The organism is Actinokineospora lacus, from assembly GCF_053813445.1.
On sequence record NZ_JBQERA010000002.1, the window covers coordinates 773,309 to 791,699 of the forward strand.

Annotated in this window: 18 protein-coding genes; 13 read left to right on the forward strand and 5 right to left on the reverse strand. The window is 72.2% G+C overall.

What is annotated here, in order from left to right; all coding sequences use genetic code 11:
• Window positions 1-190: 190 nt before the first annotated feature.
• Window positions 191-1,834, reverse strand: coding sequence for a glycoside hydrolase family 13 protein (locus ACTG9Q_RS07990; protein WP_455571972.1), 1,644 nt, complete (start codon window positions 1,832-1,834; stop codon window positions 191-193).
• A gap of 20 nt (window positions 1,835-1,854) precedes the next feature.
• Window positions 1,855-2,682, reverse strand: coding sequence for a lysophospholipid acyltransferase family protein (locus ACTG9Q_RS07995; protein WP_455571973.1), 828 nt, complete (start codon window positions 2,680-2,682; stop codon window positions 1,855-1,857).
• A 100-nt stretch (window positions 2,683-2,782) separates the two neighbouring features.
• Here ACTG9Q_RS07995 and ACTG9Q_RS08000 point away from each other — a divergent pair, with 100 nt between their 5' ends.
• Window positions 2,783-5,206, forward strand: coding sequence for a DNA translocase FtsK (locus ACTG9Q_RS08000; protein WP_455571974.1), 2,424 nt, complete (start codon window positions 2,783-2,785; stop codon window positions 5,204-5,206).
• 124 nt (window positions 5,207-5,330) lie between these two features.
• Window positions 5,331-6,008 (forward strand): DUF5684 domain-containing protein, encoded by a 678-nt coding sequence (locus ACTG9Q_RS08005; RefSeq protein WP_455571975.1) that lies wholly within the window; start codon window positions 5,331-5,333, stop codon window positions 6,006-6,008.
• A 46-nt stretch (window positions 6,009-6,054) separates the two neighbouring features.
• Here ACTG9Q_RS08005 and ACTG9Q_RS08010 read toward each other — a convergent pair whose 3' ends face one another.
• Both ACTG9Q_RS08010 and ACTG9Q_RS08015 read right to left on the reverse strand, forming a co-directional pair.
• Window positions 6,055-6,501, reverse strand: coding sequence for a phospholipase (locus ACTG9Q_RS08010; protein ID WP_455571976.1), 447 nt, complete (start codon window positions 6,499-6,501; stop codon window positions 6,055-6,057).
• Between the two features lie 171 nt (window positions 6,502-6,672).
• Window positions 6,673-7,167: an amino-acid N-acetyltransferase gene (locus ACTG9Q_RS08015; RefSeq protein WP_455571977.1), complete on the reverse strand. Its 495-nt coding sequence runs from the start codon at window positions 7,165-7,167 to the stop codon at window positions 6,673-6,675.
• 123 nt (window positions 7,168-7,290) lie between these two features.
• Between ACTG9Q_RS08015 and ACTG9Q_RS08020 the strand changes: the two genes are divergently transcribed.
• From ACTG9Q_RS08020 to ACTG9Q_RS08060, 9 genes are all read left to right on the forward strand, one after another.
• Window positions 7,291-8,499, forward strand: coding sequence for an acetyl-CoA C-acetyltransferase (locus tag ACTG9Q_RS08020; RefSeq protein ID WP_455571978.1), 1,209 nt, complete (start codon window positions 7,291-7,293; stop codon window positions 8,497-8,499).
• A 322-nt stretch (window positions 8,500-8,821) separates the two neighbouring features.
• On the forward strand, window positions 8,822-10,240 hold the full coding sequence (rimO, locus tag ACTG9Q_RS08025) for a 30S ribosomal protein S12 methylthiotransferase RimO (protein ID WP_455571979.1): 1,419 nt from the start codon (window positions 8,822-8,824) through the stop codon (window positions 10,238-10,240).
• On the forward strand, window positions 10,237-10,875 hold the full coding sequence (gene pgsA / locus ACTG9Q_RS08030) for a CDP-diacylglycerol--glycerol-3-phosphate 3-phosphatidyltransferase (RefSeq protein WP_455571980.1): 639 nt from the start codon (window positions 10,237-10,239) through the stop codon (window positions 10,873-10,875). The genes rimO and pgsA overlap by 4 nt, the downstream gene beginning before the upstream one ends.
• Entirely contained in the window at window positions 10,872-11,381 is a 510-nt protein-coding gene (locus ACTG9Q_RS08035; protein ID WP_455571981.1) for a CinA family protein, read from the forward strand. The genes pgsA and ACTG9Q_RS08035 overlap by 4 nt, the downstream gene beginning before the upstream one ends.
• Window positions 11,382-11,551: 170 nt before the next feature.
• On the forward strand, window positions 11,552-12,004 hold the full coding sequence (locus tag ACTG9Q_RS08040) for a helix-turn-helix domain-containing protein (protein WP_455571982.1): 453 nt from the start codon (window positions 11,552-11,554) through the stop codon (window positions 12,002-12,004).
• A gap of 401 nt (window positions 12,005-12,405) precedes the next feature.
• Window positions 12,406-13,248 carry a PspA/IM30 family protein gene (locus ACTG9Q_RS08045; RefSeq protein WP_455571983.1) on the forward strand — a complete coding sequence of 281 codons (843 nt, stop codon included), beginning with the start codon at window positions 12,406-12,408 and terminating at the stop codon, window positions 13,246-13,248.
• Between the two features lie 28 nt (window positions 13,249-13,276).
• Window positions 13,277-14,059, forward strand: a complete 783-nt coding sequence (gene pspM / locus ACTG9Q_RS08050) for a phage shock envelope stress response protein PspM (protein WP_455571984.1) — start codon at window positions 13,277-13,279, stop codon at window positions 14,057-14,059.
• 107 nt (window positions 14,060-14,166) lie between these two features.
• Window positions 14,167-14,388, forward strand: coding sequence for a hypothetical protein (locus ACTG9Q_RS08055; RefSeq protein ID WP_455571985.1), 222 nt, complete (start codon window positions 14,167-14,169; stop codon window positions 14,386-14,388).
• Between the two features lie 72 nt (window positions 14,389-14,460).
• Window positions 14,461-15,810 (forward strand): uracil-xanthine permease family protein, encoded by a 1,350-nt coding sequence (locus tag ACTG9Q_RS08060; RefSeq protein WP_455571986.1) that lies wholly within the window; start codon window positions 14,461-14,463, stop codon window positions 15,808-15,810.
• On the opposite strand, the gene ACTG9Q_RS08065 is transcribed toward ACTG9Q_RS08060, so the two are convergent.
• Window positions 15,785-16,798 carry a quinone-dependent dihydroorotate dehydrogenase gene (locus ACTG9Q_RS08065; RefSeq protein WP_455571987.1) on the reverse strand — a complete coding sequence of 338 codons (1,014 nt, stop codon included), beginning with the start codon at window positions 16,796-16,798 and terminating at the stop codon, window positions 15,785-15,787. The two genes, ACTG9Q_RS08060 and ACTG9Q_RS08065, sit on opposite strands and share 26 nt — an antisense overlap.
• 37 nt (window positions 16,799-16,835) lie before the next feature.
• Between ACTG9Q_RS08065 and ACTG9Q_RS08070 the strand changes: the two genes are divergently transcribed.
• Both ACTG9Q_RS08070 and ACTG9Q_RS08075 read left to right on the forward strand, forming a co-directional pair.
• Complete coding sequence (locus ACTG9Q_RS08070; RefSeq protein ID WP_455571988.1) at window positions 16,836-17,639, forward strand: hypothetical protein; 804 nt, start codon at window positions 16,836-16,838, stop codon at window positions 17,637-17,639.
• Between the two features lie 308 nt (window positions 17,640-17,947).
• Complete coding sequence (locus ACTG9Q_RS08075) at window positions 17,948-18,388, forward strand: hypothetical protein (RefSeq protein WP_455571989.1); 441 nt, start codon at window positions 17,948-17,950, stop codon at window positions 18,386-18,388.
• Window positions 18,389-18,391: the final 3 nt, after the last annotated feature.

The following is an 18,391-nucleotide window of genomic DNA, read 5'->3' on the forward strand; positions in this document are numbered from 1 at the left end:
TCCCTCGTTCAGATGAGTCATCGGATGGTAGGACGCCACTGTCCTCCGGGATCGTCCAGGACTCGGGCACGCGACCGCCTGCCCCATCACTTTCCGTGCTCTTGTGAGCACAACGGGGCATGGCGGGAGGTCGACGTGTCAATGAACCCCGAAGGGCGCACCGGCCGAGCGGGGGCGGTCTGCCCCAGGGTCAGCGAACGATTCGGTGGACGCGGGCTTCCCACGGCCGCAGGGTGAGCGAGGGCTCGGCGGTCTCGTTGGCGATCACCAGCTCGGCCTCCAGCCACGACGGGTCGACCTCGGCGGTGGCGGGCGTGCCGCCGAGGTTGGCCAGCACCAGCAGTTCGACGCCCTCATAGGACCGGGTGAACGCGTACACCTGCGGGTCGTCGGGCATCAGCAGGGTGAAGTCGCCGTGGACCACGGCTGGCTCGGAGTGGCGCAGGTCGATCAGCCGCCGGTAGTGGTGGAACACCGAGTCCTGGTCGGCGACGGCGGCCGCGGCGTTGATGGCGCGGTGGTTGGGGTTGACCGGAATCCACGGCGTCCCGGTGGTGAACCCGGCATGGGGCGAGGCGTCCCACTGCATCGGCGTGCGCGCGTTGTCCCGGCCCCGCGCGCGCAGGGCGGGCAGCGACGCCGGACCGGCCTCGGCGTGGTGGTTGATCGACTCGATGTCCCGGAAGTCCGAAATGGACTCGAACGGGGCGTTGGTCATCCCCAGTTCCTCGCCCTGGTAGATGTACGGCGTTCCCCGGTGCAGGTGCAGCACGGTGGCCAGCGCCTTCGCCGACGCCACCCGGTACTCGCCGTCGTCGCCGAAGCGGGACACGACCCTGGGCTGGTCGTGGTTGTTCCAGTACAGGCTGTTCCAGCCGACGTCGGCCAGCCCGGCCTGCCACCGGTTCAGGCATGCCTTGAGGTCGCGCAGGTCCAGCGCGTGGGTGTCCCACTTGGACGGACCGTGGTCGAGCCCGACGTGCTCGAACTGGAACACCATGTCGACCTCGCCGCGCGCCGGGTCGGTGAACAGCACGGCCTCGTCCACGGTCACCCCGGGCATCTCGCCCACCGTCAGGAGCTGCCTCGGGTCCCCGGCGAAGACCTCCCGGTGCATCTCCTGCAGGAACTCGTGCAGCCGCGGCCCGTGCAGGTAGGACGCCGAGCCGTTGCCCTCGGGGCCGTCCGGCAGCGCGGTGTCCTTGGAGATCATGTTGATGACGTCCATCCGGAACCCGTCCACCCCGCGGTCGAGCCACCAGCGCATCATCTCGTGCACCGCGGCGCGCACGGCCGGGTTCTCCCAGTTCAGGTCGGGCTGCTTGCGGGAGAACAGGTGCAGGTAGTACTCGCCCGAGCCCGGGTCGTACTCCCACGTCGAGCCGGAGAAGAACGAGCGCCAGTTGGTCGGCTCCGCGCCCGGCGAGCCCGGCTCCATGCCCGCGCGCGCGGGGCGCCACCAGTACCAGTCGCGCTTGTCGCCGCCCGCGCGGGAGTCGACGAACCACGGGTGCTCGTCGGAGGTGTGGTTGACGACCAGGTCCATGATCAGCTTCATGCCGCGGGCGTGCACACCCGCCAGCAGGCGGTCGAAGTCGGCCAGATTCCCGAAGACCGGGTCGACGTCCTGGTAGTCGCTGATGTCGTACCCGGCGTCGTCCTGCGGGGAGGGGTACACCGGGGACAGCCACAGCACGTCCACGCCCAGCGCGGCCAGGTAGTCGAGGCGTTCCTCCATGCCGCGCAGGTCGCCGACCCCGTCGGCGTCGGAGTCGGAGAAGCTGCGCGGGTAGATCTGGTAGACGACGGCGGACTTCCACCAGGCATCGGTCACCCGGATATGCCATCACATGGTCAGGACGGGCGCCACGGGCTGGTGGAGTCCGTCGGGCGGGTCGGGTCGTGGAAGGCAGGCGCCCGCGGCTCGTCCACGCGCAGTTTCACCAGGTCCGCGGTGATGGCGCGCATGATGCGCGCGTGCGCGCGGACGGCGTCGCCCGGCTTGCCCGAGACCAGGTCCGACAGGTCGACCTCCGCGCCGAAGTGCACGCGGAAGACCCGGCGCGAGCACAGAGACCTCAGCACCGAGACCAGCAGCGGCTTGACGTCCGCCCACCCGGAGACGACCTCGGTGCCCCAGTACACCGCCTCGTGCGCGCCCCACTGGCTGATCGTCACCACCGGCACGTCGCCCGCGAGCGCCATCCGCGCCACGCCGGTCTTGCCGCGCTCGGGCCACAGCCCCGGCTCCCGGCTGACCCGCCCCTCGGGGTACACCAGCAGCGGCGACCGCGCGGTGCGCAGCGACTCCACCGCGCGCCCGAACGCCTCGGCGACGTTCGCCTTGCCGCGGTCGACGCGCAGATGGCCGCTGTTGCGCAGCAGGTACCCCAGCACCGGCGCGTCCAGCAGGCCCGCGGTGAGCATGAACTTCGACGGCAGCCCGATCCGGTCGCACGCGGCCACCAGGACGAACGGGTCGAACATGCCGATGTGGTTGGCCGCCACCAGCACCGGCCTGCCGCGCAGGTGCGCGGGGAACTGCCCGGTGATCTCCACCCGGCCCAGCATCCGCACGAGCGCGCGGTCGACCTTGACCAGCGCCCGCCACAGCCGGGGGGCCTCCACCTGGCCCCCTGATCGGCGTGTCGGCTCGTCAGCCCCGCCGCGTAGCGCAACCATGGGCGGAGCATCGCACGCCGTGGTCCGCCCACCCGTCCCGGGTTCCGCGGCGTGAGTGACTGATGGGGCGGGAGGGGCGGGTCGGACTACCGTGTCGGGTATGGCCGGCAAGACGACATCCAGCAGGGGCGGCGCGCGCAAGCCCGCGGCGCGCAAGCCCGTCACCCGAAAGCCCGCCTCGAAACCGGCCGTGAAACCGGCTGCGAGGAAGGCCCCGCCGCCCAAGAAGAAGGGCGTGCTGGCCGCGGGGTGGGGGCTGGTGGCCCGCGGGGTCGGGTCGGTGGCGCGCGCGCTCGGGCGCACGAAGGAGCTCGACCCGGCACACCGCCGCGACGGTCTGGGTTTCGCGCTGATCGCGATGGGTGTCGTGCTCGGCGCCGCGGTGTGGTGGAGCGCGGCGGGCCCGGTGGGCAACTGGCTGGAGATCGGCGTCCGGACGGTCGTCGGCGCGCTGACCACGGCGCTGCCGCTGCTGCTGTTCGTCGTCGGCGTGGCGCTGATGCGCTCGGACGCCGCTCCGGAGAAGCGGCCGCGGTTCGCCGTCGGCGCGCTGCTGATGCTCTTGGCGCTGTTGGGCGTTCTGCATTTGTTCAGCGACATGCCGACCGACAACGACGGCCGGATGTACGCCGGGGGCGCGATCGGCTACCTCTCCGGCGGCCTGCTCGCCAAGGGCGTCACCGCGTGGGTCGCCATCCCGGTGCTGGTGCTGCTGCTGGGTTTCGGCGTGCTCGTCTTCACCGGCACCCGCATCCGCGAGATCCCGACGCGGTTGCGCGAACTGGGCCTGGAACCCATTGACGACACCGAGGACACCGCCGACATCCTCGGCGCCGCCGACGCCCACGACCCGGCGCCCGCCGAGTCCGAGCCGGTCCGCAAACGGCGCCCGCGCAAGGCGCCCGAGGCCGCGAACCAGGCGGAGCAGCCCGAACTGCCCATCGACGAGCCGACCCCGAGGCGCCCGCGCCCGGAGGTCAAGGAGACCCCGCAGGTCAGCGAGAAGCGGGTCGAGAAGATGGCCGTCACCCGCGTGGTCGACGGCGACTACAAGCTCCCCGACCCGAACCTGCTGATGGTCGGCGACGTGCCCAAGGCACGCAGCCAGGCCAACGACGCGATGATCGAGGCGATCAGCGGCGTGCTGGACCAGTTCTCCATCGACGCCCAGGTCACCGGCTTCACCCGCGGCCCGACGGTCACCCGCTACGAGGTGGAGCTGGGGCCGGGCGTCAAGGTCGAGAAGATCACCGCGCTGACCAAGAACATCGCCTACGCCGTGGCCACCGACAACGTGCGCCTGCTCGCGCCCATCCCGGGCAAGTCGGCGGTGGGCATCGAGGTGCCCAACAGCGACCGCGAGATGGTCCGCCTCGGCGACGTGCTGCGCTCGGGCACGGCGGTCACCAACGAGCACCCCATGGTGGTCGGCCTCGGCAAGGACATCGAGGGCCACATGATCACCGCGAACCTGGCCAAGATGCCGCACCTGCTGTGCGCGGGCTCGACCGGCTCCGGCAAGTCGAGCTTCGTCAACTCGATGCTGGTCTCGCTGCTGGCCAGGGCCACCCCGGACGAGGTCAGGATGATCCTGATCGACCCGAAGATGGTCGAGCTGACCCCGTACGAGGGCATCCCGCACCTGATCACGCCCATCATCACCCAGCCGAAGAAGGCCGCGGCCGCGCTGACCTGGCTGGTGGAGGAGATGGAGCAGCGCTACCAGGACATGCAGGCCAGCCGGGTCCGCCACATCGACGACTTCAACCGCAAGGTGAAGTCCGGGGAGATCACCGCGCCGCCGGGCAGCGAGCGGGTGTACCGCCCGTACCCCTACATCCTGGCCATCGTCGACGAGCTGGCCGACCTGATGATGACCGCGCCGCGCGACGTCGAGGACGCCATCGTCCGCATCACGCAGAAGGCCCGCGCCGCCGGTATCCACCTGGTGCTGGCCACCCAGCGGCCGTCGGTGGACGTGGTGACCGGCCTGATCAAGACCAACGTGCCCTCGCGGCTGGCGTTCGCCACCTCGTCGCTGACCGACTCGCGGGTCATCCTCGACCAGCCGGGCGCGGAGAAGCTGATCGGCATGGGCGACGCGCTGTACCTGCCGATGGGCGCCTCCAAGCCGGTGCGCATCCAGGGCTCCTACGTCAGCGACGAGGAGATCGCCGCGATCGTGGCGTTCACCAAGGAGCAGGCGCAGCCGGAGTACACCGACGGGGTCACCGCGGCCAAGCAGGGCGAGGCCCGCGAGATCGACGCGGACATCGGCGACGACCTCGACCTGCTGCTGCAGGCCACCGAGCTGATCGTCACCTCGCAGTTCGGCTCGACCTCGATGCTCCAGCGCAAGCTGCGGGTCGGGTTCGCCAAGGCCGGGCGGCTGATGGACCTGCTGGAGTCCCGCGGCGTCGTCGGCCCGTCGGAGGGCTCCAAGGCGCGGGACGTCCTGATCAAGCCCGACGAGCTGGAGAACGTCCTGTGGACGATTCGTGGAGGTCCGGGGGCCGAGGAGTGACCGCGGTCCGCTTTGGTCACGAAAGACTAACGAGATCGGTGATCGGCTGGCGCGGGCGGTCCCAGTAGGGATCGATACCTCCGGCAGGCGCGCGCGGCAGGCGCGCGCATGAGGGAGGACGCAAGTGCCGACGCAATACACCACAACGGAAATCTCTCCGGCCGTGGCCGTGGTCCCCGCGATCTTCGGGCTGGCGGTCCTCGTCCTCGTCTTCGCGGCCATGTGGAAGGTCTTCACCAAGGCGGGCCAGCCGGGCTGGGCGTCGATCGTCCCGTTCTACAACATGTACGTGCTGCTCAAGATCGTGGGCAGGCCGGGGTGGTGGCTGGTGCTCCTGTTCATCCCGCTGGTCAACCTGGTCATCCTCATCCTGGTGATGATCGATCTGTCCAAGGCGTTCGGCAAGAGCGGCGCCTTCGCGCTGGTACTGATCTTCTTCAGTTTCATCGGCTACTGCATCCTCGGCTTCGGCAGCGCGCGCTACATCGGACCGGTCGCCGACCCGGCCTTCCAGGCGGGCGGCTACGGCGGCGGCTACCCCCCGTCTGGCGGGTTCCCGCAGCAGGGTTATGCGCAGCAGGGCGGCTATCCCCAGCAGGGCTACCCCCAGCAGGGTTATGCCCAGCCGGCTGGCTATCCGCAACAGGGCTACCCCCAGCAGGGCTACCCGCAGGGTTATCCCCCGCAGGGGTACCCGCAGCAGGGATACCCGCAGTCGGGCGGGTTCCCGCAGCAGGGCGGTTATCCCCAGCAGGGCGGCTATCCGCAGCAGGGCGCCTACCCGCCCCCGCACGGGCAGTGAGACAGTCGAAGGGGGCCGCGGACGACCGCGGCCCCCTTCGTGTTCCCTAGCTGTTGCCGAACTGGCGCACGGCGGAGTAGTAGACGTCCGCGGTGCGCTTGCAGGACCAGTTCGTGCCGCAGATCGTGTAGAGGTCGCTCTTGAACTTGTTGTCGATCGTCAGCCGGGTGGACTCGGTGAACCGGCTCTGCCGCTTGTAGTTGCGGTAGCCGAAGTCGTGGCGGTGGCAGGCGCGCACGAAGTTGAAGCCGAAGGGGTTGTCGGGGGAGTTCGAGCAGCCGTCGGTGGACCAGTCCAGCTGGCTGGAGTACGGGCGGGCGGCGCGGGTCGAGGTGAACTGGCTCAGGGACTGGCTGAACAGGTAGCTGTCGGTGGTCGACCGCAGCTGGGTGGGGCTCAGGTCCGCGGACGCGGTTCCCGCGCCCAGGACTACGACGGTGGCGGTTGCGATCGAGGCGACGACACCGCGGACAGCGCTGCGCAGGGCTGACACGACTCCTCCAGGAGCGGTGAGTGGAGTCCAACCTCCGGACTCCGGCCGCATCATTACGCCCTGACCAGTGCTTTCTCCGAAACCACCATTCGGACCAGTCCGTGTAAAACGGACAATGATGCTTGACCGACGCCGCGGGGAACCCCGAGCGTCGAGTCCACAGAGGAACGCTCAGAGCTCCAGGAGCATGCGCGTGTTGCCCAGCGTGTTGGGCTTGGCGTAGGGCAGGTCGAGGAACTCGGCCACGCCCTCGTCGGCCGAGCGGCGCATCTCGGCGTAGACCTCGGGGGAGACCGGGGTGCCGTCGATCTCCACGAAGCCGTGGCGGCCGAAGAACGCGGTCTCGAAGGTCAGCACGAAGATGCGGGCCAGGCCCAGCTCGCGGGCCACCTCGATGAGCCTGGCGACCAGCAGGTGCCCGACCCCGGTGCCCACGGCCTCGGGGGCCACGGCGATCGTGCGGATCTCGGCGATGTCCTCCCACAGCACGTGCAGGGCCCCGCAGCCCACGATGCGGCCGTCGACCTCGGCCACCCAGAACTCCTGCACGTCTTCGTAGAGCGTCACCAGTTCCTTGGCGAGCAGCACCTTGCCGACGTACTGGTCGACTATGGCCTTCATCGGCCGGACGTCTGCCGTGCGCGCACGGCGTACCAGCGGTGTCACAGCACCAAAACCTAGTCCGCGGTGAGATCCCGGTCATCTCGATACCCGGCTCGGGCGCGCGCCCCGGTTTAATCGCCCGGGGCGGAGCAGGCGGACATCAGGTCGACGAGGGCGAGGAGTGCCATGCGCGAGGCGGTCATCTGCGAACCGGTCCGCACCCCGGTGGGGCGTTTCGGCGGCGTGTTCGCCACCGTGCCGGTCACCTCGCTGGCCGCGACGGTGCTGCGCGCGCTGCTGGAGCGCACCGGGCTGGACCCCGCCCTGGTGGAGGACGTCGTGTTCGGGCAGTGCCACCCCAACGGGGACGCGCCCGCGCTGGGCCGGGTCGCCGCGCTGGACGCCGGGCTGCCGGTGACCGTGCCGGGGCTGCAGGTCGACCGGCGCTGCGGCTCCGGGCTGCAGGCCGTCCTCGACGCCGCGATGCGGGTGCAGACCGGGGTGAACGACGTCGTCATCGCCGGTGGCGCCGAGAACATGAGCCAGGTCGAGTTCTACTCCACCGCCATGCGCTGGGGCGTGAAGGGCACCGGCGTGGAGCTGCACGACCGCCTCGCCAGGGCCAGGGTGACCGCGGGCGGGGTGAACCACCCGGTGCCGGGCGGGATGGTGGAGACCGCGGAGAACCTGCGCCGGTCCTACGGCATCGGGCGCGCGGAGCAGGACGAGCTGTCCCTGCGCTCGCACCAGCGCGCCGTCGCCGCCATCGAGTCCGGGCGCTTCGCCGAGGAGATCGTCCCGGTGACCGTGCCCGGCAGGCGCGGCGACACCGTCGTCGACCGCGACGAGCACCCCCGCCCGGACGCCGACCTGGACAGCCTCGCGGCGCTGAAGCCGATCATGGGCCGGACCGACGCCGGGGCCACCGTGACCGCGGGCAACGCCAGCGGGCAGAACGACGGGGCGGCGGCGTGCGTGGTCACGACCCCCGAGCGGGCCGCGGCGCTGGGCCTGCGCCCGCTGGCCCGGCTGGTCTCGTGGGCGGTCGCGGGCACCGCGCCGTCGACCATGGGCATCGGCCCGGTGCCCGCCGTCGCGCGCGCCCTGGACCGGGCCGGGCTGACGCTGGCGGACATGGACCTGATCGAGCTGAACGAGGCGTTCGCCGCCCAGGTGCTGGCCGTGGCGCGGGAGTGGCGGCTCGCCGACGCGGACTGGGAGCGGGTCAACGTCAACGGCTCGGGGATCTCGCTGGGCCACCCGCTCGGCGCGACCGGCGGGCGCGTCCTGGCGACGCTGCTGCGCGAACTGGACCGGCGCTCCGGGCGCTACGGCCTGGAGACCATGTGCATCGGCGGCGGCCAGGGCCTGGCGGCGGTCTTCGAGCGGGTCTGAGCCGGGGGCCGGTGGTCGGTGTGGGCGCGGAGTGTCCTCACCCACATCTGCCAGGGCCGCGGCGACGGGCACGTTCCCAGCGGCACGGCTCAGCGGCACGGCGACGAGCGGGGCCCGCGCGCACTGACGGCGAGGTTTGCCCTGAGCGCGATGCCTTGCGCCACAACGTTGTTCACGATGTCGTCACAGCACGGGAACCCGGCGCCCGGGGACCCGCGCACCCGGTGACCTCCGGGTTGTCACCCCGCGCGGGCCGCATCCTCCCAGGGGCATCGTGCCGCCGACGGGTTGCCCGCGCGGGCGCGCGGTTACCCTTTGAGCCGTGTCCACTCCGCCCGCGTCGCGTCGTGTCGCCCTGCTCACCCTCGGCTGTGCCCGGAACGAGGTCGACTCCGAGGAACTGGCGGGCCGCCTCGCCGACGGCGGGTGGGAGCTGACCGAGACCGACGGGGCCGAGGTCATCGTGGTCAACACCTGCGGGTTCGTCGAGTCGGCGAAGAAGGACTCGATCGACACCCTGCTCGCCGCCGCCGACACCGGCGCGAAGGTGGTGGCCGTGGGCTGCATGGCCGAGCGCTACGGCGCCGAGCTGGCCGAGAACCTGCCCGAGGCCAGCGCCGTGCTCGGCTTCGACCACTACCCCGACCTGGCCGAGCGCCTCGGCGAGGTCGTCGCGGGCCACGCGATCGCCTCCCACACCCCCGTCGACCGGCGCACGCTGCTGCCCATCAGCCCGGTCGACCGCCAGGACTCCGACATCGCCGTCCCCGGCCACGCCTGGGGCCCGCGGGTGCGGCGCAGGCGGCTGGACGACGCCCCGGTGGCCTCGGTGAAGATCGCCTCCGGCTGCGACCGGCGGTGCTCCTTCTGCGCGATCCCGAGCTTCCGCGGCTCGTTCGTGTCCCGGCGGCCGGACGAGATCGTCGCCGAGGGCCTCTGGCTGGCCGAGCAGGGCGTGCGCGAGCTGGTCCTGGTCAGCGAGAACTCCACCTCCTACGGCAAGGACCTCGGCCGCGAACACACCCTGGAGTCGGTGCTGGCGCGGCTGGGCGCCATCGCGGGCATCGACCGCGTCCGCGTGTCCTACCTGCAGCCCGCCGAGACCAAGCCGAGCCTGGTCAGCGCGATCGCCACCACCCCGGGCGTCGCCCCCTACTTCGACATGTCCTTCCAGCACTCCAGCGAGCGCGTGCTGCGCCGGATGCGCCGCTTCGGCAACACCGAGTCCTTCCTCGACCTCGTCGCGCGCATCCGGCAGCACGCGCCCGACGCGGGCATCCGCAGCAACGTCATCGTCGGCTTCCCCGGCGAGACCGACGCCGACGTCGACGAGCTGGCCCGCTTCCTCACCGAGGCCCGGCTCGACGCCGTCGGCGTCTTCGGCTACTCCGACGAGGACGGCACCGAGGCCGCCGACCTCGACGGCAAGCTGCCCGCCGACGTCATCACCGAGCGGGTCGCCCGCATCAGCGTCCTGGCCGAGGAGCTGACCGCCCAGCGCGCGGAGGACCGCCTCGGCGACGAGGTCGTGGTGCTGGTCGAGCGCGCCGAGTCCGACGAGGACGACTGCGCCGGGCGCGCCGCGCACCAGGCCCCCGAGGTCGACGGCGAGTGCGTGCTGGTCGACGGCGAGCTCGGCGCCACCGACCTGGCCGTCGGCGACCTCGTCGTCGGCGAGGTCATCGACAGCGAGGGCGTCGACCTGATCGTGCGCGCCCGCGCGCTGGTACCCCGACGGTGAGTGCCGTGCCCACCGAGGACGACGAGCCCGCGGTGGTCCCCCCGCGCCCGGTGCCCACGCCGGTGCCGACGCACGTCCCCCTGCTCAACATCGCCAACCTGCTCACGATGAGCAGGCTGGCCCTCGTGCCGGTGTTCCTGCTGGCCCTGTTCGCCGGGGACGGGACCGAGGTGTTCTGGCGCTGGACGAGCGCCTTCGTCTTCGCCGTCGCCTCGATCACCGACCACATCGACGGCAAGCTCGCCCGCCGCCACGGCCTGATCACCGACTTCGGCAAGATCGCCGACCCGATCGCGGACAAGGCCCTCACCGGGGCCGCGCTGGTCGGGCTCAGCGTGCTCGGCGAGCTGCCGTGGTGGGTCACCGTGGTCATCGCGGTGCGCGAGGTCGCGGTGACGCTGCTGCGGTTCTGGGTCATCCGCCACGGGGTGATCCCGGCCAGCCGCGGCGGCAAGCTCAAGACGCTGCTGCAGGTGGTGGCCATCGGGCTGTTCCTGCTGCCGCTGCCGGGCTGGCTGCTCGTCGTGGCGTGGGTGGTGATGGGCGCCGCGGTGGTGCTGACCGTCGTCACCGGGGTCGACTACGCGGTGCGGGCGGTCAAGCTGCGGGCCCGCGGCAAGCGCGCGGTCGCGTGAGGCCGCTGCGGCTGGCTCCCGGCCTGTGCGCGGACGCGGTGACAGAGGTGGTCGACCTGCTCCGCGCGCGGGGGGAGACCGTGGCCGCGGCCGAGTCGCTGACGGCGGGGCTGTTCACCGCCGTGCTGACCAGCGTGCCGGGGTCCAGTGCCGTGGTGCGCGGCGGGCTGGTGGTGTACGCGACGGACCTGAAGGCCGAGCTGGCCGGGGTGGACGCCGGGCTGCTGGCCGAGCGGGGTGCGGTGGACCCGGACGTGGCCGCGGCGCTGGCGGCCGGGGCGCGGCGGCGGTGCGGGTCGACCATCGGGATCGGGCTGACCGGGGTGGCGGGCCCGGGACCGCAGGACGGGGTCGCGGCGGGCACGGTGCACGTCGCGCTGGACGGCCCGCGCGGGCCCCTGGCGGCGACGCTGCGGGACCGGGGGGACCGGGAGGCGGTGAGATGCGCGGCAGTTCGCGCGGCGCTTGAGTTGATTCGCCACGACTTGGGTACGCTCATCGAGTGAGGTTGTTGTCACTCTGGGTGTCGAGCCTGTGGGCCGGTCAAGCCCCCGAACTGGGAACATCGGAGCAGGCCCCGTCGTTCGCTCTTGGCGGACGGCCCGAGAAGACAGTGCGTCATGTCAGTGCCTCTGGGTAACGTTGTCAGTATCCGTCGGAGGAAGGGAGGTGTGCGATGACCGTGCTACTGCGCGAGGCCATCGGTGACCGGCTCCGGCACGCACGCACCAACCAGCGCCGTACGCTGCGAGAAGTGTCCAAATCGGCGCGGGTCAGCCTCGGGTACCTCTCCGAGGTCGAACGCGGCCGCAAGGAGGCGTCGAGCGAGCTGCTCGCCGCCATCTGCGGTGCGCTGGACCTGCCGCTGGCCGAGCTGCTGCACCACGTCGCCTCCGATATCGGCGCGTTCAGCTCGGTGGACCACGGCGTGCCCGAGCGGGTGCCGCACGAGGCGCTCCCCGAGGTCGAGCCCGCCGAGACCGGCGCGCACGCCTCGATGGAGGGCGGCAGGCTGGTGCCCGCCGTCGTCGGCGACAACCTGGCCGACCTGCGCCTGCAGCCCGCGCTGGCGCACCGCATCGAGACCGCCCTCGGCGGCGCCCGAGCCGGGGCCTTCGTCGCCGCCTGACGGCGAAGCCCTGCGCGGTCCCAGGCGCCCTTGGCGCGCGCTGATCCGGCCGTCGCACCACCTCGACCGTCACGCCGCGATCCGTCCTGGCCGAACGAAGCTGCCTGTTCCCCCTCTCTCCTTGCGCACTTGCCTCCGCCGGAGCGACCCGCCGCTTCCGGCGGACGCGCGCATTCGGGGCCGCCGTCGGTTACCGTGGGTGAGGAGTAAGGGATGACCCGGGTCGGGGCCAGGGTGCCCCCGGGATCAACCCGGAAATTGTCCGGGTCCGGTGGAACGGCCCCGGACCACCTGACACGATGGAACCCAGCAGGGTGCCTGGACGTTGCCGTTTCATCACCAAGGTCAGGCGGCGATCGGTCCGAGTGAACCGACAGTTCCCAAGAAGGCAGGCGGAGGAGATGGCCAACCCGTTCGTGAAGTTCTGGAAGTACCTGATGGCCTCGTTCTCGTCGAAGATCGACGAGCACGCGGACCCGAAGGTGCAGATCCAGCAGGCCATCGAGGACGCCCAGCGTCAGCACCAGGCCCTGTCCCAGCAGGCCGCGGCCGTGATCGGCAACCAGCGGCAGCTGGAGATGAAGCTCAACCGCCAGCTCGGCGACGTGGAGAAGCTCCAGGCCTCCGCCCGCCAGGCGCTGGTGCTCGCCGACGAGGCCCGCGCCAAGGGCGACGAGCAGAAGGCGACCCAGTTCGAGAACGCCGCCCAGTCCTTCGCCACCCAGCTGGTCACCGCCGAGCAGGGCATCGAGGACCTCAAGACGCTGCACGACCAGGCCCTGCAGGCAGCGGCCCAGGCCAAGCAGGCCGTCGAGCGCAACGCCATGGTCCTGCAGAACAAGCTCGCCGAGCGCACCAAGCTGCTCAGCCAGCTCGAGCAGGCCAAGATGCAGGAGCAGGTCTCCCGCTCGCTCAACCAGATGAGCGAACTCGCCGCGCCGGGCAACACCCCGTCGCTGGAGGAGGTCCGGGACAAGATCGAGAAGCGCTACGCCACCGCCCTCGGCTCGGCCGAGCTGGCGCAGAACTCGGTGCAGGGCCGGATGATGGAGGTCCAGGCCAGCACCACCGAGATGGCGGGCCAGTCCCGGCTGGACCAGATCCGCGCGTCGATGGCGGGCGGCAAGGCCCCCCAGGTGACCAGCGGCCAGGCGGCGCCCGCGCCGACGCCGGGCAACATCGAGGCCGAGATCGCCCAGCGGGTCGCCCAGGACCGCCAGGCGAACCCGCAGTCCAACAACTAAGCCGCGCACGGCTGAGGGGGAGGCGGTCATGAGTTCCCGGCGCGACGAGCTGATCCGCATGGCCGACCTCGCCACTCGCCACCTGCGCTCGGACGCGGTCACCCAGATCCGCGGCCGCATCGCCCAGTGGCGCGACCCCCGCGCCCGCGCCCTGCGCAAGCGCAAGCGCGCGGTCCGCTCCACCACCGTGTGGACGGGGGCCGGGGTGGCCTCCGGCACCGGCGCGGTCGTGGTGGACGCGGCCATGGTCAGCCCGGGCGCCTCGGTGCCGATCCTGATCGGCGCCGCCGTGGTGACCGGGGTCTCGGCCATCGCCTCCGGGGTGCGCACCTGGCGCCTGCATCGCGAACCCCTGCCCGAGGCGGTCAGGGTGCCCACGGCGCTGCCGCCCGCCGACTCCCAGGCCCGCGAGCCGATGCGACGGCTGGCCGACGCCGAGGACACGCTGCGCGAGCTGCTCACCCAGCTGGCCAGGGGCGCGCTGGTGCCGCCGGACTCGGTGGAGCACTCGCGCCGCACGGGAGCGGAGGCCGCGGCCGCGCTGCGGGAGGTCTCGGCGCAGCTGCAGGCCGTCGAGCGGGCCCGCGACCACGCGCCCGCCGCCGACCGCGGCGCGCTGACTGCGGGCGTGGGCGGGTTGCGGACGCAGCTGAACGAAGGTCTGGAGGGCTACTGCGCCCTCGTCGCCGCCGCGGGCCGCGTCCTCGCCGCGTCGAGCGCCGCGGGCCCCCGGCACGACCTGGCCGACGCCACCGACCACCTGGCCGCGCTCGCGGTCGCCCTGCGGGAGCTGTCCCCCCACACCCGCTGAAGACACCCGCTGGGGACATCCGCTGAGGCACGGCTCACAGGCCGGGGTCGTCACGGCCACCGCCCCCGCGCGTCTCACTCCAGGACCCCACCGGAGAGGACGCCGCCATGATCGCAGGCACCAACCCCGTCGAGCTGCGCCAGGTCGTGCGCGCCCGCGTCGTCACCATGCCCGAGCGCGAGGACCGCTACTGGGCCGCCGTCGACGCCGCCCTGGTGGACAGGGGGTGGGCGGCCCGGCTGCTGGACACGGCCGTCGAGTGGATCGGATCGGGGCTGGCCGACGACCACGACCCGTACCGGCTGGCCTTGTCCTGGGCCTGCCCGTGACCACAGGTAGCCGGAATGCCGCAATCCGGCACTCTCCCCGGCTTCTACTGGCGCATTCGTATGAATATCACGGTGTCGTATCGACCCGTCGACTACGTGCTGTGGCACCATGCTCCGAACTGGTCGGGCACCATGGGCGGTGGAGGGTCGACGTTGACTTTGTGGTCCGTGCACGGAGACGGTCGGCGTGTCCGTGACGGTGAGGTCGTCGCCCCGAACGAGCGGCTGAGCTGGCCGCTGACGATCGGGCTGGGGCTGCAGCACGTCGCCGCGATGTTCAGCGCCACCGTGCTCGTGCCCGCGCTCACCGGGTTCCCGGTCACGACCACGCTGCTGTTCTCCGGCGTGGGCACACTGCTCTTCCTCGTCATCACCCGCAACCGCGTGCCCAGCTACCTCGGCTCGTCGTTCGCGTTCATCGCGCCGCTGCTGGCCGCCAAGCAGGACGGGATCGCGGTGCAGCTGGGCATCGTGCTCACCGCCGGGCTGCTGCTCATCGGCGTCGGCGTGGCGGTCAAGGCGCTGGGCGTGCGGCTGCTCGACTCGGTCATGCCGCCGGTGGTGACCGGCGCCGTGGTGCTGCTGATCGGGCTGAACCTGGCCCCGGTGGCCACCGCGTCCTTCGCCCGCCAGCCGCTGATCGCGCTGCTGACCCTGTCGGTGGTGCTGGTCTGCGCGGTGGCCTCGCGCGGGCTGCTCTCGCGGATGTCCATCCTGGCCGGTGTGCTGGCGGGCTGGGTCGCCGCGGCGCTGAGCGGGGGCCTGGACGACGAGCGGCTGGCCGCGCTCGCCGCCGCGCCCTGGTTCGGCCTGCCCCAGTTCAGCGCGCCGATCCTGCGTCCCTCGGAGATGCTGCTGGTCATCCCGGTGGTGATCGTGCTGGTCGCGGAGAACGTCGGGCACGTCAAGGCCGTCGGCGCGGTCACCGGGCGCAACCTGGACGGCAGCGTCGGCGACGCGCTGATCGCCGACGGGCTGGCCACCTCGCTCGCGGGCGCGGGCGGCGGCTCCGGCACCACGACCTACGCCGAGAACATCGGCGTCATGGCGGCCACGAAGGTCTACTCCACCGCCGCTTACGCCGTCGCCGCGCTGGTGGCGCTGGTGCTCTCGCTGGTCCCGAAGTTCGGCGCGCTGGTCAACACCGTGCCCGAGGGCGTGCTCGGCGGCGCGACGATCCTGCTCTACGGGATGATCGGCCTGCTCGGCGTGCGGATCTGGCAGGACAACCAGGTCGACTTCGCCGACCCGGTCGCGCTGATGGTCGTCGGCGCGGCCATCGTCGCCGGGATCGGCAACCTGACGCTGGACATCGGCGGGATGCGGCTGGAGGGCATCGCGTGGGGCTCGATGTTCGTCGTGGTGATGTACCCGCTGCTGCGCAAGCTGCGCGAGGTCAGCGGGCGGCGATCGCGCGATTGACCGCGCGGACCAGGCCCGGTCCCGAGTAGACGAACCCGGTGTAGAGCTGGACCAGCCGCGCGCCCGCGTCGAACAGGCGCAGCGCGTCGTCGGGGGCCATGATCCCGCCGACGCCGATGACCGGCAGGTCGCCGCCGGTCTCCTTGGTCACCAGGGCGACGATCTCGCGGGCGCGCTCGGTCAGCGGGCGCCCGCTCAGGCCGCCCGCCTGGGCGCCGACACCGGCGTCGGCGGCGGCGACGCCCTCCCGCGAGAGCGTGGTGTTGGTGGCGATCAGGCCGTCGACGTCGTGGTCGGCGCAGACCTGCAGGACCTCGCCGACGGCGGCGTCGGCCAGGTCGGGGGCGATCTTGACCAGCAGCGGGGTGCCGTCGGCCTCCGCGGCCAGCGCGCCGACCAGCTCGTCGAGCGCGCCGCGGTCCTGCAGGCCGCGCAGGCCCGGGGTGTTGGGGGAGCTGACGTTGACGGCGAAGTAGTCCGCGTGCGGCTTGAGCACGCGCAGCGAGTGCAGGTAGTCCTCCACGGCGCGCTCGACCGGGGTGGCCTTGGACTTGCCGATGCTGACCCCGATCGGGACCCCGATGGGCCCGGTCGCGCGCAGCCGCGCGGCGAGGGCCTCGGCGCCCGCGTTGTTGAAGCCCATGCGGTTGATGATCGCCGAGGTGTCCGGCAGGCGGTACAGCCGCGGCCTCGGGTTGCCCGGCTGCGCGTGGCGGGTGACGGTGCCCGCCTCGACGAAGCCGAAGCCCAGCGCGGGCCAGGCGCGCAGGGCCCTGCCGTCCTTGTCCATGCCCGCGGCCAGCCCGACCTGCCCGGGGAAGCGCAGGCCGAACGCCGTGGTCTCGGTGTGCGGGCCGAACGCGCGGCGCAGCGGGCCCAGCGCGGGGGCCAGGCGGGACAGCGCCGCCAGCGTGCGCTCGTGGGCGATCTCGGGATCGCCGCCGCCGAGGGAGAACAGGGCGCGACGGATCAGCTGCTGGTAGACCACGTGGCCCATCGTGTCATCCGGGCGAGATGATGGTCGGGTGACCCGTGATCCGGACGAGCTGTACGCGTTGCCCCGCGAGGAGTTCACCGCGGCCCGCAAGGCCCTGGCCAAGAGCGCCCGCGACGCCGGGGACGCGGCGGCGGCGGCCCAGATCGACAAGCTCGCCAAGCCGACGACGGCGGCCTGGCTGCTCAACCAGCTGGTCCGCGAGGACCCCGACGCGGTCGCCGGCCTCACCGATCTGGGCACCGACCTGCGCGCGGCGCACTCCGCCGCCGACGGTCCCGCCCTGCGCGAGCTGACCGGCAAGCGCACCGAGGTCCTCCGCGGCCTCGTCGGCCGGGCGGGCCGCGGGGAGCAGCTGAGCGAGTCCATCACGCGCGAGCTGGAGGAGATGTTCACGACCGCGCTGCTGGACGAGTCGGCGGGGGAGCGGCTGCGGACCGGACGGATCGCCTCGGTGCGCGACCTCTCCGGCGCCCCGGCGTGGCCGGGCCTGGAGGTCACGCCGGGGCCCCGGCCGGAGAAGGCTCAGAAGACGCGGGCGGAGGAGCCGCGCAAGTCCGCCGCCGAGGCGCGGCGGGCGGAGATCGCCGAGGCCAAGGCGGCGGTCAAGGCCGCGGAGGCCGAGCGCACCAAGGCCGACCGGAAGGTCGCCGACGCGGAGAAGGCCGTGGCCAAGGCCGAGGCGCGGGTCCGGGAGGTCAACGCCCAGCTCGACGCCGCCGAAGCCGCGGAGCTGGACGCGCGCCGGGGGCTGCAGCTGGCCCGCCGGGAGGCCAAGGAGACCGAGCGGGCCACGGCCGCGGCGTGGCGGCGCAGGCAGCAGCTGGAGGAATAGGGCAGCCCCCGGGCTGCTTCCCCCGCGCTGACGCGCGAAGGCTCGGGGTGGACTGTGCCCCGAGAGCCCGAGGGCCGGGTGACTGCCTGGTATTCGCCGTGGATGTCCTTAGCGGACAGCCACCTCACGAGTCCGAAGGGAATTCACTTCTGGACCACCTCCTCTCCTGTGTACGCACAAGCTATGTCGAGGTCGCGGTCCAGTTCAACGTATTTTCGGCACCACACTTATGGGGGATGCTAGGGTCGTTCCCCGAATACACAGCGTATGCGGAAACTTACTCACTTGACAGGTCGGAGGGACTCCTGGTGGCCGGGGTCGGACGTGTCGCCGTAGGCGCCCTGATCGGAGCGGCGACCGCGGCGCTGTTCTTCGAGGGCCTGAGCGGGGGACCGCAGCTCCGCGGGCTCCCCACGCCCCAGCCCGGCGTGGACACCCCCGCCGAGCCCGGTCAAGACCCTGCTGAGGTGGGCCAACAGGTCGTCGAGATCTCCGGCACGCTCGTCTCGGCCACCTCGGCGGGCATGCCGCTCCCCGGCGCCACGTCGACGTCGGGGACCAGCACGACGACCACCATGACCAGCACCACAACGACGACGACCACGACCGTGCCCGGGGAGCAGCCCCCCACCACGACCGTCGTCACCACGACGACGCCCCCGCCGCCGCCCGTCACGACCACCACCACGACGACTCGACGGACCACCACCACGACCCGCAGGCCGTGCGGCATCCTCTGGTGCCCCTAGGCC